At 39.7% G+C, this 13,483-nt stretch carries 11 protein-coding genes; 8 read left to right on the top strand and 3 right to left on the bottom strand.

Translation table 11 applies throughout. The features are described 5' to 3' along the window. Window positions 1-9: 9 nt before the first annotated feature. Both ACDX78_RS00630 and ACDX78_RS00625 read right to left on the bottom strand, forming a co-directional pair. Entirely contained in the window at window positions 10-621 is a 612-nt protein-coding gene (locus ACDX78_RS00630) for a YhcN/YlaJ family sporulation lipoprotein (RefSeq protein ID WP_486024477.1), read from the bottom strand. A gap of 233 nt (window positions 622-854) precedes the next feature. Further along, window positions 855-1,340 (bottom strand): hypothetical protein, encoded by a 486-nt coding sequence (locus tag ACDX78_RS00625; protein ID WP_486024475.1) that lies wholly within the window; start codon window positions 1,338-1,340, stop codon window positions 855-857. A gap of 192 nt (window positions 1,341-1,532) precedes the next feature. Here ACDX78_RS00625 and ACDX78_RS00620 point away from each other — a divergent pair, with 192 nt between their 5' ends. From ACDX78_RS00620 to pyc, 3 genes are all read left to right on the top strand, one after another. Next, window positions 1,533-1,814, top strand: a complete 282-nt coding sequence (locus tag ACDX78_RS00620) for an Fpa/YlaN family protein (RefSeq protein WP_486024864.1) — start codon at window positions 1,533-1,535, stop codon at window positions 1,812-1,814. A gap of 206 nt (window positions 1,815-2,020) precedes the next feature. Continuing rightward, the gene (ftsW, locus tag ACDX78_RS00615) at window positions 2,021-3,208 is read left to right on the top strand and encodes a putative lipid II flippase FtsW (RefSeq protein ID WP_486024473.1); all 1,188 of its coding nucleotides are present in this window, start codon (window positions 2,021-2,023) and stop codon (window positions 3,206-3,208) included. Further along, a complete protein-coding gene (gene pyc, locus ACDX78_RS00610; RefSeq protein ID WP_486024471.1) occupies window positions 3,187-6,630 on the top strand; it encodes a pyruvate carboxylase in 3,444 nt (1,147 codons plus the stop codon). Before ftsW ends, pyc begins: the two co-directional genes overlap by 22 nt. 184 nt (window positions 6,631-6,814) lie before the next feature. Here pyc and ACDX78_RS00605 read toward each other — a convergent pair whose 3' ends face one another. Further along, window positions 6,815-7,774, bottom strand: a complete 960-nt coding sequence (locus ACDX78_RS00605; protein ID WP_486024469.1) for a COX15/CtaA family protein — start codon at window positions 7,772-7,774, stop codon at window positions 6,815-6,817. Between the two features lie 679 nt (window positions 7,775-8,453). Here ACDX78_RS00605 and ACDX78_RS00600 point away from each other — a divergent pair. The 5 genes from ACDX78_RS00600 to ctaF all read left to right on the top strand — a co-directional run bounded on the left by ACDX78_RS00600 (window position 8,454) and on the right by ctaF (window position 13,137). Continuing rightward, on the top strand, window positions 8,454-8,786 hold the full coding sequence (locus ACDX78_RS00600) for a UbiA family prenyltransferase (protein ID WP_486024467.1): 333 nt from the start codon (window positions 8,454-8,456) through the stop codon (window positions 8,784-8,786). A gap of 436 nt (window positions 8,787-9,222) precedes the next feature. Continuing rightward, window positions 9,223-10,278, top strand: coding sequence for a cytochrome c oxidase subunit II (gene coxB / locus ACDX78_RS00595; RefSeq protein ID WP_486024466.1), 1,056 nt, complete (start codon window positions 9,223-9,225; stop codon window positions 10,276-10,278). A 50-nt stretch (window positions 10,279-10,328) separates the two neighbouring features. After that, complete coding sequence (gene ctaD / locus ACDX78_RS00590; protein WP_486024464.1) at window positions 10,329-12,185, top strand: cytochrome c oxidase subunit I; 1,857 nt, start codon at window positions 10,329-10,331, stop codon at window positions 12,183-12,185. 1 nt (window position 12,186) lies between these two features. Continuing rightward, window positions 12,187-12,810, top strand: coding sequence for a cytochrome (ubi)quinol oxidase subunit III (locus ACDX78_RS00585; RefSeq protein ID WP_486024462.1), 624 nt, complete (start codon window positions 12,187-12,189; stop codon window positions 12,808-12,810). Between the two features lie 3 nt (window positions 12,811-12,813). Continuing rightward, on the top strand, window positions 12,814-13,137 hold the full coding sequence (ctaF, locus tag ACDX78_RS00580; protein ID WP_486024460.1) for a cytochrome c oxidase subunit IVB: 324 nt from the start codon (window positions 12,814-12,816) through the stop codon (window positions 13,135-13,137). The last annotated feature ends 346 nt before the right edge of the window (window positions 13,138-13,483 follow it).

The following is a 13,483-nucleotide window of genomic DNA, read 5'->3' as shown; positions in this document are numbered from 1 at the left end:
TTTCATGCTTTAATCCGCTTGTTCACTGTGGTTATGGGATTGTTCTTCTTCCACATCTTCTATTTTTTGTTCGTCTTCTTCCGGAATCACCTGTTTATTTTGGTCGGTTTCATCCGGCGGATTATCATTTATTGGAAATTGTGGCATATATCTGCCTACAATGGCAGCTAGTTCATCAACGATCCCACGAACTGGATGACCTTGCTGGATTTTGTCTCCCATTCCCCTGATTCTTTCTGTGACATCAGCATCTGCTACAACCACTGCGGTTTTTCCGTAAGGGTCATGGTAGAGTGACTCTTGTACGGAATACTTTATTGTCCCTACTCTGGAACGATCAAGGTCTTTATCCACGTCAATTCCTACAACAGTATAAGGGCCGGCTACAACTGAGGCTGCATTGTCCACTTCAGGTACCTCGCTTGCTACATTTGCAAGATGGTCTGCAATTTCGCCATTCGTTAAATTCTGTTCTTCTGCTGGATCTGAATCCTTTACTTGAATAATTCGATCGCTGTTATCGGCTTCATTGGCTGCCAATGGTTCTTCTTCATTATTTTGCTGGCATCCAGCTATCACAAGCAGAATGGCAGCCATGATGATCGATCGTCGTAATTTCATTTAGTATCCCTCCAAATGATCGCTTTTAACGAACATCAACTATTGTTATTTTGAGTTAAATAAGTAAAATTATACGAAGAATTTTATCAAGGAGCAGAGGAAAAGATTGATAGAAGCTGTGGGGAAAATAATAAAAGCGGGGAAATACTCATGAAATCGTATCACCCCGCATTTTATCCTATTTGCCAAGCTGTATTCAGGTAATTAAACAATCCCGCCAGTTTTAAAAAATGCTAATTTATGACAATCTTTGTTATGCTTTTTATTGGTTGACTCTTATTGGAACCGTCCTGGAAGTATAAATGAACCGGGCCATCATCCTTTAAGGGTTTTCCATCCCGTGCAAATAGAAAATAGCTTTGTTGAAGCTCCGGCAGGGAAATAATAATTTCATCTTCCTTTGTAACCAACGTAACATTTTCTGCTTCCGGACTTACTTCGGCATTGGCAATAAAATCTTCGAGCGGCATAACATAGGTACTCTGAAGAATTTTTTCTCGTTCAAATTTTTTTATACTTCGGTTAACCGGCGGCTTGGCAGCATGCTGATATACTTCACGATTAAATCTTTCTGCGGCTTTTTTTAGTTCATCTTCTTCTACTTTACCTGAAGTATTTTCAAAAGCCTTATCGAACTCGATTTTTCGATCGTCAAAAATCCAAACAGTTGGATCTAAGGTAATTGGATATGTAACTTTGCCGGTAATTGGTACAATCATTTCTTTCACCTCTTTATAATAATCTCTACTTAGAATAGCAGACTATTTGCAGGTAAGAAAGTGTATAGCTTTTAGTGGTTACATCATTTACCCACTATCTGCAATTAATTAATTATAATTTTATTTGCATTTTTTCGAGGCAAACGATAATATGATATAGAAGAAAGTCTTTTTAATGGAGGGATAAAGTTGATGCCAGAGGCGACCATAACCCATCGTGAAAAAGCCTATGCCCTTCTTAAGGCTGATGCTGAAAGGATTTTACGGTTAATAGAAGTGCAAATAGATAATCTGACGATGCCGCAATGTCCTGTGTATGAAGAAGTCCTTGATACACAGATGTTTGGACTTTCAAAGGAAATTGATTTTGCAGTACGTTTAGACTTAATCAGTGAAGATGAAGGAAATGCATTGCTTGAAAATCTGGAAAAGCAGCTGAATATTTTGCATGAAGCCGCTCAGAATACCGTATGACATTTATGTGAGTTAAATGAGAGTGCGACGGTTAGTAAAAACTTTGCTTGCATACATAATGGCAAAGTTTTTTTGTTTATATCCAGGCTTTATGATCAATAAATTTCGGGCGAAAAGTGCTATACTATTCCTTGCAATGTGTTATACTATTGTAAATTTCTTTTTCATCTGAGCATTGGCTTATATTTAATTTGGGGAGAAAAAAGATGATACGGAAATTAAAAGATTATGATTTCACCTTAATCATTACACCAATACTTTTATCATTATTTGGCATGGTTATGATCTATAGTGCCAGTATGGTCACTGCAGTAGTTGAAGGCCATGATAGCGCACATTATTTTTTCAGGCAGCTGCAATGGTTTAGCATTGGATTGGCAGGATTTATTTTTTGCTGTATTTTCCCGTATAAATACTATCAGAAATTAATGAAGATAATCATTTTAATTGTTATTCTGCTGTTGATTGGTGTATTGTTATTTGGAACTACAATAAATAATGCGAAATCATGGTTTGCTCTTGGTCCTTTGAGTCTGCAGCCAGCAGAGTTTGCCAAGCTGGGACTGATCCTCTATTTGGCTTCGGTATACTCAAAGAAACAGGCATATATTAATGATTTTAGTAAAGGTGTACTGCCTCCGCTTGTGTTGACCGTACTCATTTTAGCTCTAATAGTAATGCAGCCTGATATAGGAACAGCGGCAATCATTTTTCTCATAGCATGTTCCGTTATTTTCAGCTCGGGGATCCGTTTTAAGCATTTATTTACCTTGGCAGCAGCCGGACTTGCCTTGCTTGCAGTTGCGATACCAAATATGGTAACAGACGTAAGAGTGTCGAGGTTTACCGGTGCCTATCAGCCTTTTCAGGCTCCAGACGATGGAGGGTATCATTTAATCCAGTCTTATCTTGCAATTGGAGGCGGGGGCTTAACTGGTACAGGCCTAGGGCAAAGTGTACAAAAACTAGGGTACTTGATGGAGGCACATACAGACTTCATTATGGCCATTATTGCCGAAGAGCTGGGATTTTTAGGTGTCATCATTGTAATCGGCTTATTATCAGCCATTGTGTTAAGGGGGATTTTTATAGCCAGAAAATGTGAGGACAGCTTTGGAGCGTTATTAGCCATTGGGATATCTTCCATGGTAGGGATACAGGCTTTTATTAACTTGGGAGCGATCAGTGGTGTTCTTCCGATTACGGGAGTGCCTCTCCCATTTGTCAGTTATGGAGGCTCATCACTGCTAGTATTGCTGATTTCCATGGGCATCCTTAATAATATAGCCATGACAGTGAAAAAGAGTGAAAATGAAACTGAGAAAACACCAAATTCAAAAACTATAAACTATGCTAACTCGGGAGGGAGAACATGGGAGAAACAAACAAGATAGAAAAAATATTAGTAGCTAACAGGGGAGAAATCGCGATACGTGTTTTCCGCGCATGTACAGAGCTGAATATTAGAACAGTCGCTATTTATTCAAGGGAGGATTCCGGTTCTTATCATCGCTACAAAGCGGATGAAGCTTACTTAATTGGAGAAGGCATGAAGCCGATTGATGCTTATTTGGACATAGAAGGTATTATTAAGCTCGCTAAAAGTGTAGATGTCGATGCGATTCACCCGGGATATGGTTTTCTGTCGGAAAATATTGAATTCGCAAGGCGCTGTGAAGAAGAAGGCATTACCTTTATCGGGCCGACAAGTGAACATTTGAATATGTTCGGTGACAAGGTGAAGGCGAGAACACAGGCTGTCAATGCTGGACTGCCGGTTATACCCGGAACTGACGGTCCTGTCTCATCGGTGGAAGAAGTAAAAGCGTTTGGTGAAAAATACGGGTACCCGATTATTATCAAAGCTTCCCTTGGCGGTGGCGGACGAGGTATGCGTATCGTTAGAAGCCAGAATAATCTAGATGATGCCTTTGCAAGAGCAAGGTCCGAGGCGAAAGCAGCTTTTGGCAATGATGAGATTTACGTGGAGAAATTAATCGAAAACCCGAAACATATTGAAGTGCAGATCATTGGTGATGCTCACGATAATGTCATTCATTTGTATGAACGGGACTGTTCTGTACAGCGCAGGCATCAGAAGGTTGTGGAGGTTGCCCCAAGTTTATCTTTATCTGAAAAGCTTCGCGATGAAATTTGTGATGCAGCTGTAAACTTAATGGAAAATATAAAGTACATTAATGCCGGTACCGTTGAATTTTTAGTTACTGAAGATGATTATTTCTTTATTGAAGTAAACCCGCGGGTTCAAGTGGAGCATACGATTACGGAAATGATTACCGGAGTGGATATTGTTCAGACTCAAATTAAAGTGGCACAGGGAGAGGACCTCCACGGGCCATCTGTTGGTATCCCCGCTCAACATGAAGTTGCCGTAAACGGGTATGCGATTCAGTCCCGTGTAACAACCGAAGATCCATTAAATAATTTTATGCCTGATACAGGAAAAATCATGGCTTATCGTACCGGTGGCGGTTTTGGTGTACGGCTGGATGCAGGAAATGGTTTCCAGGGTGCTATCATATCACCGCATTACGATTCATTGCTCGTAAAGGTTTCTACATGGGCACTGACATTTGAACAGGCTGCACATAAAATGGTCAGAAACTTGAAGGAATTCAGGATCCGCGGTATTAAAACGAATATTCCGTTCCTGGAAAATGTTATATTACATGACCAATTCCTGAAAGGTACGTATAATACGACTTTTATTGACCAGACACCTGAGTTATTCGTATTTCCAAAACGAAAAGACCGCGGAACAAAAATGCTGACCTATATCGGAGAAACCACGATAAACGGTATTGAAGGCATGGCAAAAAAGGAAAAACCAACTTTTCCAAAATTACAGGTGCCAAAAATTGATACATTGGAAAGCATAACAGACGGGACGAAGCAAATACTGGATGAAAAAGGACCGGCTGGACTTGCAAAATGGCTGAAAGAACAAAAGGAAGTCATGCTGACGGACACAACATTCCGTGATGCCCACCAGTCATTACTCGCAACAAGAATAAGAACAAAAGATTTAGAACGGATCGCTGAACCGACTGCCAAATTGCTACCGAATTTATTTTCGGTGGAAATGTGGGGTGGAGCTACATTCGATGTTGCTTATCGATTTTTAAAAGAAGATCCATGGGATCGTTTATTAAAATTCCGGGAAAAAATGCCAAATCTTCTATTGCAAATGTTAATTCGTGCGAGTAATGCGGTCGGCTATAAGAATTATCCAGATAATGTGATTAAAGAATTTGTGGATAAGAGTGCAAGTGCAGGAATCGATGTTTTCCGGATATTTGACAGCTTAAATTGGCTGGAAGGAATGCAATTGGCAATTGAAGAAGTCAGAAAAACAGAAAAAATTGCCGAAGCCTCTATTTGTTATACAGGGAATATAATGGATAAAGGACGTTCCAAATATGATCTGGAATATTACTTGAAAATGGCGAAGGAATTGGAACAGGCAGGAGCACATATACTTGGAATTAAGGATATGGCCGGCTTACTAAAGCCAGAAGCGGCATATCAGTTGATCTCCAGTCTGAAGGAAACGGTTGACCTTCCTATCCATCTTCATACCCATGATACGAGCGGAAATGGTACTTTCCTTTATGCCAGAGCCATTGATGCAGGAGTGGATGTAGTGGATGTGGCTGCAGCACCTTTGGCAGGGTTAACATCACAGCCTGCTGCCCAAACGCTTTATCATGCGCTTGAAGGAACAGGACGTCAGCCCAAAATGGATATAGATGCCTATGAAGAACTGTCCCATTATTGGGAAGGCATCCGGGAATATTATCAGGATTTTGAAAGTGGAATGAAAGCTCCACATACAGAAATCTATCATCATGAAATGCCCGGTGGCCAGTACAGTAATCTAAAGCAACAGGCGAAAGCAGTAGGGCTTGAGAGCCGCTGGAATGAAGTAAAATCCATGTTTCGCCAAGTGAATGACATGTTTGGTGATGTGGTAAAAGTGACGCCATCATCAAAAGTTATTGGTGATATGACATTATTTATGGTGCAAAATGATTTAACAGTAGATGATATATATGAACACGGAGAATCCATTGATTTTCCTGATTCCGTTATAGAATTTGCACAAGGATATATTGGGCAGCCTTATCAAGGCTTCCCGCAGGAACTGCAGCGTATTATTTTAAAAGGGAAAGAACCTATCAGAGTACGACCAGGAGAACAGCTTGACCCTGTTGATTTCACCCAATTAAAGGAATCTCTATTTAAGTCACTTGATCGGCAGGTAACCAGTTTTGATATGGTATCCCATGCACTTTACCCGAAAGTTTTCATGGACTATCAGAAGTTCCATGATGCTTATGGGAACGTTTCGGTGCTGGATACCCCCACTTTCTTCTATGGAATGAAACTGGGTGAAGAAATCGAAGTGGAGATTGAGCAGGGTAAAACATTAATAGTAAAGCTCGTTTCCATTTCCGAAGCACAGCCTGATGGCACAAGGGTTGTTTATTTTGAATTAAATGGACAATCTCGTGAAGTGGTTATAAAAGACAGTAGTATACAATCAGAAATTGTTTCCAGGCCCAAAGTGGATAAATCAAATGAAAAGCACATTGGGGCCACGATGCCTGGTACCGTAATTGATGTCTTGAGTGCTAAAGGTGATAGGGTGAGTAAAGGGGATCATATTATGATCACAGAAGCTATGAAGATGGAAACAACGGTTCAGGCACCATTTTCCGGTGTTATTAAAGATATACATGTTTCCAATGGTGAGGCGATTATGGTAGATGATTTACTTATAGAATTTGAATAATACAAAGGTAAAAGCACCCGTATAGCAGCAATGTGCGGACTGGGCTAAATGCTCGCCGGACTGAGAACATTTGTATACTGGATCCAGACGCTGCCAAATAACATTGACAACTGACTCAAAGCATAAAAATAAAAGCGCAAATTGCAAAACTGCAATTTGCGCTTTTATTTTTATGAAAGATAAATCAGTCAGCTGTTGCTGCTGTGGAATCTTTTGCTTTTTTCGCTTCAATCTGTTCTGGTTTAGCGCTTCGTGATGACAATAGGATAAAATAGCATAATACACTAAAATATAATGTAATTACCAAAGCATGGAGCAGAGCAACGCCTAAATTTAATAATGTAAAAATGATCATGGCCCCAAAGAATACCTGCAGGCAAATGAGCCCCAATGCTGTCATCCAGCCAAAATACATAACCTTATTTACCCGATAATTTTTCATTACTTTGATGAAGAACAGTATGGTCCATATAAATAAAATTCCTGCCATAAGGCGGTGCCCCATCTGGATCCATTGTTCCGTGCTGTAAGAGGCAAAATCAAATGGTGCTGCATTATTGCAAAATGGCCAGTCGGCGCATACAAGATTTGCTTCCGTGTGACGTACCAAAGCACCGGTATAAACAACGATCATGGTAAAAATGGATAGCGCATAAATTTCGATACGATGCTTCTTTTTTATTAAAAGCCCGCTTGTGTCAAGCTTTTTATCAATTTCAAATATAAGCAGTGTTAGAAGAAATACAGCCGCAAAAGAAATTAATGAAATCCCAAAGTGTGCTGCCATTATAAAATCATGTTGTCCCCACATCACCACTGCTGCTCCTAATAATGCCTGCAATATTAAAAAGGCGACAGACATAACAGCCAGAAACCTCATTTCCCGAATGTGGCCAATATACTTCCAAGCCAGTATGGAAAGTAAAATAACAGTAATTCCTACTACGCCGGAGACCAGTCTGTGACTAAACTCAATTACGAGTTCGGCTGTAATCACTGAAGGAACCAGTTGTCCTTCACATAATGGCCAGCTATCACCACAACCTTCACCGGAGCCTGTTTTAGTTACAAGTGCGCCCCCTAGCAGGACAAACATCATCCCGATTGTGGTAACGACAGATAACCATTTTAAAGTCTTTAACATAAAACTGCCTCACTTCTATGTTGTAATTAATACAGCATAATTATCAATACTACTATTATTATCATGTATATCATTCACATTGCAATAAAATAGACCAAAAAAGTGATAAATGACACAGAATTGTTACAGTCTCGTTAATAAATTCCATTTTCACTATGTAAAAAGTGAAAAACGCTTGCAATGTTGACATTTGTTTGCTAGAAATAATGTAGGGGATTTTGCTGTGCTATACATCACTTTGCAAAAAAAGATTGAAAATGTCCAAACTGCACAGTGTTACTGTGATTGCAGGGAAAGCTGACCATCTTTTATTTTCTAACTCGGTCATACACTTCACAAAAAAGTCACAATCTCTGTGTGGTTTATTAGAATGTATTTCATTCCCATGCTACAATTAAATTCATAGCTTGCTTGTTTAAGGGTAATAATAGAAATATATCAACCAGATTGGCAGGTTCGCTATGTAATTCCTTTGAATATGGGGTGAAAAGGGGGGGAGAAACAGTGGACAAAGCGGAATCACCTTCTGCGGGAATTGTTGGTGTATCTGCTGGTAGTGATATTAAAATAGAGATCGTAAATTCCAATTTACTTCCTTGATTTACTGGATTTGGCTGGCGCTATATTTCACTGGCTCCTCTTTATGGAGCGAAATGGGACATTTTCTTGTACAAAATGAATGGCAAGAACTTCGCTTCTCATTATTGAAGGATGTCTTGTTAATAGCTGGTATGGTGCAGACGTTGATCCGGTTATGAAGAGAACGAAAACGCGCCCTACGGTAACAGTCAGGATATCACTGAATACAGCGTTAGTACTTGGCATAGGCACCACAGTACTCGGGTTAATCCTCTTACTTTTTACCACAGTTCAAGCAGCAGTATTCGCGTTCTTGGGTTGGTTTGTTTATATTGTACTCTATACCATGTGGTTAAAGAGGCGATATACGTTGAATACAGCAACTGGAAGTTTTTCCGGAGTTCTCCGCCACTTATTGGATGGGCTGCTGTAGAGACGGGCTTTCATATTGTTCCGTTTATTTTAATGATGTTTATTTGGTAAACCCCACACTTCCTAATATTAGCAATGAAGAAAAAGGATGAATACAAAAGAGCGGGAAATCCTAAGTTTCCGGCAGTGCGCGGGTTTGAACTGACGAAACGGCAAATAGCTATTTATATTATGCCTGCTGCCATTGCCACTACATTTAGGTTCTCTTGGTTCAGCATTTATCACTAATTTCATTACTAAACGCAGGCTGGCTAATCCTGGGAATTAGCGGATTTTTCATGAAAAATCATTTAAAATGGGCAAATATGATATTTATTAATCATATTTTTATCCATGATTGCAATGACTGCGAGTTTATCTAGTTAAGTATTATGTTAATATTGTCCTTAATAGAATTAATATATAAGGAATCAACAAAGAGAAAGAGAGGTATAAACATGAAAGGTTGGATGGGAAAATTCAAATCTTTATTTCTTTTAAGCACGCTCGCACTTGTTCTGGCAGGATGTGGAAGAGATAATTTAACCGCACTTGTTCCAAAAGGGTACGGTGCTGAATCGTCAATGAATTTGATTATTCTTTCTACAGTAGTGATGCTATTTGTATTTATTGTTGTAATGCTCGTCTACACAATTGTATTAATTCGTTTCCGTAAAAAGAAGGGACAGGATGATTACATACCTAAACAGGTAGAGGGGAATAAAACACTGGAAACTGTCTGGACAATAATTCCGATAATTTTAGTGCTTATTCTTGCAGTGCCCACTGTGGCTGCCACCTTTGATCTAGCTGATGAATCCGCTTCGGGTGATGGCATTAATATTGATGTTACCGGTAACCAGTATTGGTGGCATTTTGAATATGATGACGAAGAAATTACTACAAGTCAGGATATGTATATTCCTGTAGGTGAAAGAGTTTATATTCACATGCTTTCCGGAGATGTTATTCATTCTTTCTGGGTACCAAGTATTTCTGGTAAAATGGATGTGAACCCAGAGAACGTTAATACAATGTATCTGGAAGCATATGAGGAAGGCGTCTACTGGGGTAAATGTGCCGAGCTATGCGGACCATCACACTCATTAATGGATTTCAAAGTTATCGCAGTAAGTCCTGAAGAGTACGATCAGTGGGTAAGTGATATGCAGAGTGTGGATCCTGAAGAAGAACCACAGGAGGCAGTAGCTCAGGATGGAAAAGCATTGTTTGAAGAGAATAACTGTATGTCTTGTCATGGCATCGGTTCTTCACCTTCAGCTGTAGGTCCTGACCTGACAAACTTTGCCAACCGCTCTACCATTGCCGGTTATTTAGAGCCAACGAAAGAAAATCTGGTTGACTGGCTGATGGACCCTGAATCGCTTAAACCTGGGAACTTGATGACAGATGCCTACCCCGCTCTATCGGAAGAAGATGCTGACAGTATCGCAGAATACTTATTGCAGCTCGATCATTCCGATATCACTCCTGATAGTGCAGGCGGTATGTAAATGATGAATATATACAAATGGATGAAAGATGATAAAGGGAGGTTTGGGATTTGAGTATAGCATCTACTCAAAAACAAGGCTTTGGAGCCTTCTTGTGGGATTATATAACTACGGTTGATCATAAAAAAATAGCTCACCTCTATTTATTTGGAGGCGGCTTTTTCTTCCTGCTTGGTGGCTTGGAAGCATTGATTATTCGTTTACAATTAGTCGTACCCGAAAATGATTTTATTAGTGCGGGTTTATACAATGAAATGTTTACCATGCATGGTGTGACAATGATTTTCCTGGCAGCCATGCCATTACTTCTGGGTTTAATGAACGCGATTATGCCTTTACAAATTGGGGCACGTGACGTTGCATTTCCGTTTTTAAACTCACTCGGTTTCTGGTTATTTATGTTTGGTGGTATTCTACTGAATTTCAGTTGGTTCATGGGGGGCGGAGCACCTGATGCAGGGTGGACCTCTTATACCCCGCTGTCGCTGCAATCACCCGGGCATGGGGTCGATTTTTACGTCCTGGGACTGCAAATATCGGGTGCGGGTACATTAATGGGGGGTATTAACTTCCTGGTAACTATCGTTACCATGCGTGCTCCTGGTATGACTTACATGCGTATGCCGCTATTTTCATGGGCTACATTTGTAACTAGTATGCTTATTCTTTTTGCTTTTCCAGCATTAACTGTCGGTCTATTCCTATTAATGTTTGACAGAATGTTCGACTCAGCATTTTTCGATGTAGCACTCGGTGGTAACTCCGTTATCTGGCAGCATTTGTTTTGGATATTCGGTCACCCCGAAGTTTATATTCTAATTTTGCCGGCTTTCGGTGTATTTAGTGATATAACTTCAACACTTTCAAAGAAAAGATTATTTGGTTATACAGCCATGGTGTTTGCTACTATATTAATTGCTTTTCTAGGATTTATGGTCTGGGCTCACCATATGTTTACAGTTGGACTCGGTCCTGTAGCGAACTCCATATTTGCTATCGCTACAATGGCGATCGCGGTACCGACCGGTATTAAGATATTTAACTGGCTAGCTACTATGTGGGGCGGAAGTATAACGATAAACTCGGCTATGCTTTGGACTCTCGGATTTATTCCGACCTTTACAATTGGTGGTATGACAGGTGTTATGCTTGGTTCAGCTGTTGCTGATTACCAGTATCATGACACATACTTTGTTGTGGCGCATTTCCACTACGTAATTGTTGGTGGTACGTTATTTGGAATATTGGCTGCTTTGCATTTTTGGTGGCCAAAAATGTTTGGAAGAATACTTCACGAAGGTATGGGGAAAATTACATTCTGGATTTTCTTCTCCGGTTTCCATTTAACATTCTTTGTACAGCATTTCCTTGGATTAATGGGTATGCCGCGTCGTTACTGGGTCTTCCTAGAAGATCAAGGATTGGATATGGGGAACCTGGTTAGTACCATTGGAGCATTTCTAATGGGGATCGCTGTAGTGATATTCCTAATTAATATTTTCTACTCATGGTCTAAAGGTGAAAAAGCACCGGCTGACCCTTGGGATGGACGTTCACTGGAGTGGGCGATTTCTTCACCACCGCCACATTATAACTTTAAGCAAACGCCACTCGTCCGTGGACTGGATCCATTGTGGATAGAGAAAATGGAAGGAAAAGGGGAGATTAGGCCGGCAGAACCATTAGGTGATATTCATATGCCGAATTCAACTGTTCTGCCATTTATGATGTCACTTGGATTCACAATCGCAGGGTTCGGTTTTATTTTCCAGGTGGATCATAGTGCATACCTAATTCTTGTATTTGCAGGTATGGCAATTGCGCTTCTTTCCATGCTGATCCGTTCTCTGAAAGATGACCATGGATATCATATTACGAAAGAAGAACTTGAAAGGGAGGCTGACTAATATGAGTCACGATCATTCCTTAAATCCTGAGACAATGCCGCAAGAACCTGAAAAAGCCACCCTTGAAGGCAGAAATAAATTTCTTGGTTTATGGTTCTTTCTAGGAGGGGAAACAGTTCTTTTTGCAAGTTTCTTCGGGACATATCTTGCATTAAGAAATTCAACTGCAGGCGGGCCGGCTTCGACTGATATATTCGGCCTGGGGCTTGTATTTGCTATGACAATGATCCTTCTTACCAGTTCTTTAACCAGTGTTTATGCAATGTATCATATGAAAAATAATGATTTTAAAAAGATGATGCTATGGCTGGGAATTACTGGATTACTGGGGATTAGCTTTTTGGCACTGGAGATTTACGAGTTCGCCCATTACATTATAGACTATGAATTTACGTTTCGTTCTTCAGCTTTTGGATCTGCATTTTATACATTGGTCGGCTTTCACGGAGGTCACGTTCTCTTTGGTATTACATGGCTAATTGCCTTAATGGTCCGAAATGCAAAAAGAGGATTAAATTTGTACAATGCGCCTAAATTCTACACGTTCAGTTTATACTGGCACTTTATTGATGTAGTTTGGGTATTTATCTTTACAGTTGTATATTTAATGGGAAGGGTGGGTTAATTCATGACCGAAAACACCAATACCAATCATGTTGATTCATTTCAAAAGCGAAAAAATAAAGATGAAATGAAAAAACAGTTAATTTCCTTTGCATTAATGATCGGATTTACCATTATTGCATTTATAGCAGTAGCCTCAGATGCAATGGATCAAATGTTTATTGTACCTTTAATCCTAATTCTTGCTTTAGTTCAAGTAGGATTTCAATTCTACTACTTTATGCATATGAAGGATAAGGGACATGAAATGCCGGCAGCCATGATTTACGGAGGTGTCTGGGCGGCATTGCTAACGATTGCTGCACTTGTTTTGATCGTCTGGTGGTAAGAGAAAAGACTGGCTAAGCCAGTCTTTTTTCATGATTACGCCGCCACTTTGTTTATAAATTGTCACAATATAAAGTAGTACACTGAATAATAATCGGTTATAATTATAGATACAATATTTTATCGATAGGCAAGAAGAGATAATTCTATAGTATTTTGCTAAGTATTTCTTTACTGCAAAAATGTAACGAAGACTTTTGCCACGAAGGATTGCATTTTACAGCATAAGGGTTTCTAAGAAAGCAAAGTACGCACTTAAGAATACATTTAGTGATAAGCTAAGTTTTCTAAGGTAAATGATTAGCTTGCTTCGTATTAAACGTAATGTTATATCACTGCATCAACAC

Origin of the sequence: Virgibacillus oceani (assembly GCF_041521345.1) — a bacterium.
Lineage (GTDB): Bacteria > Bacillota > Bacilli > Bacillales > Amphibacillaceae > Virgibacillus_N > Virgibacillus_N oceani_A.
Note: the sequence above shows the minus strand (reverse complement) of the source record. Positions and strands in the feature narration are given on the sequence as shown.

What these genes read in the sequence shown, in the direction of transcription:
- ftsW (WP_486024473.1), top strand. Translation starts at nt 2,021, where the DNA reads ATGATACGGAAATTAAAAGATTATGATTTCACCTTAATCATTACACCA.
- ACDX78_RS00630 (WP_486024477.1), bottom strand. Translation starts at nt 621, where the DNA reads ATGAAATTACGACGATCGATCATCATGGCTGCCATTCTGCTTGTGATA.
- pyc (WP_486024471.1), top strand. Translation starts at nt 3,187, where the DNA reads ATGGGAGAAACAAACAAGATAGAAAAAATATTAGTAGCTAACAGGGGA.
- ACDX78_RS00585 (WP_486024462.1), top strand. Translation starts at nt 12,187, where the DNA reads ATGAGTCACGATCATTCCTTAAATCCTGAGACAATGCCGCAAGAACCT.
- coxB (WP_486024466.1), top strand. Translation starts at nt 9,223, where the DNA reads ATGAAAGGTTGGATGGGAAAATTCAAATCTTTATTTCTTTTAAGCACG.
- ACDX78_RS00625 (WP_486024475.1), bottom strand. Translation starts at nt 1,340, where the DNA reads ATGATTGTACCAATTACCGGCAAAGTTACATATCCAATTACCTTAGAT.
- ACDX78_RS00620 (WP_486024864.1), top strand. Translation starts at nt 1,533, where the DNA reads ATGCCAGAGGCGACCATAACCCATCGTGAAAAAGCCTATGCCCTTCTT.
- ACDX78_RS00600 (WP_486024467.1), top strand. Translation starts at nt 8,454, where the DNA reads ATGGCAAGAACTTCGCTTCTCATTATTGAAGGATGTCTTGTTAATAGC.
- ACDX78_RS00605 (WP_486024469.1), bottom strand. Translation starts at nt 7,774, where the DNA reads ATGTTAAAGACTTTAAAATGGTTATCTGTCGTTACCACAATCGGGATG.
- ctaF (WP_486024460.1), top strand. Translation starts at nt 12,814, where the DNA reads ATGACCGAAAACACCAATACCAATCATGTTGATTCATTTCAAAAGCGA.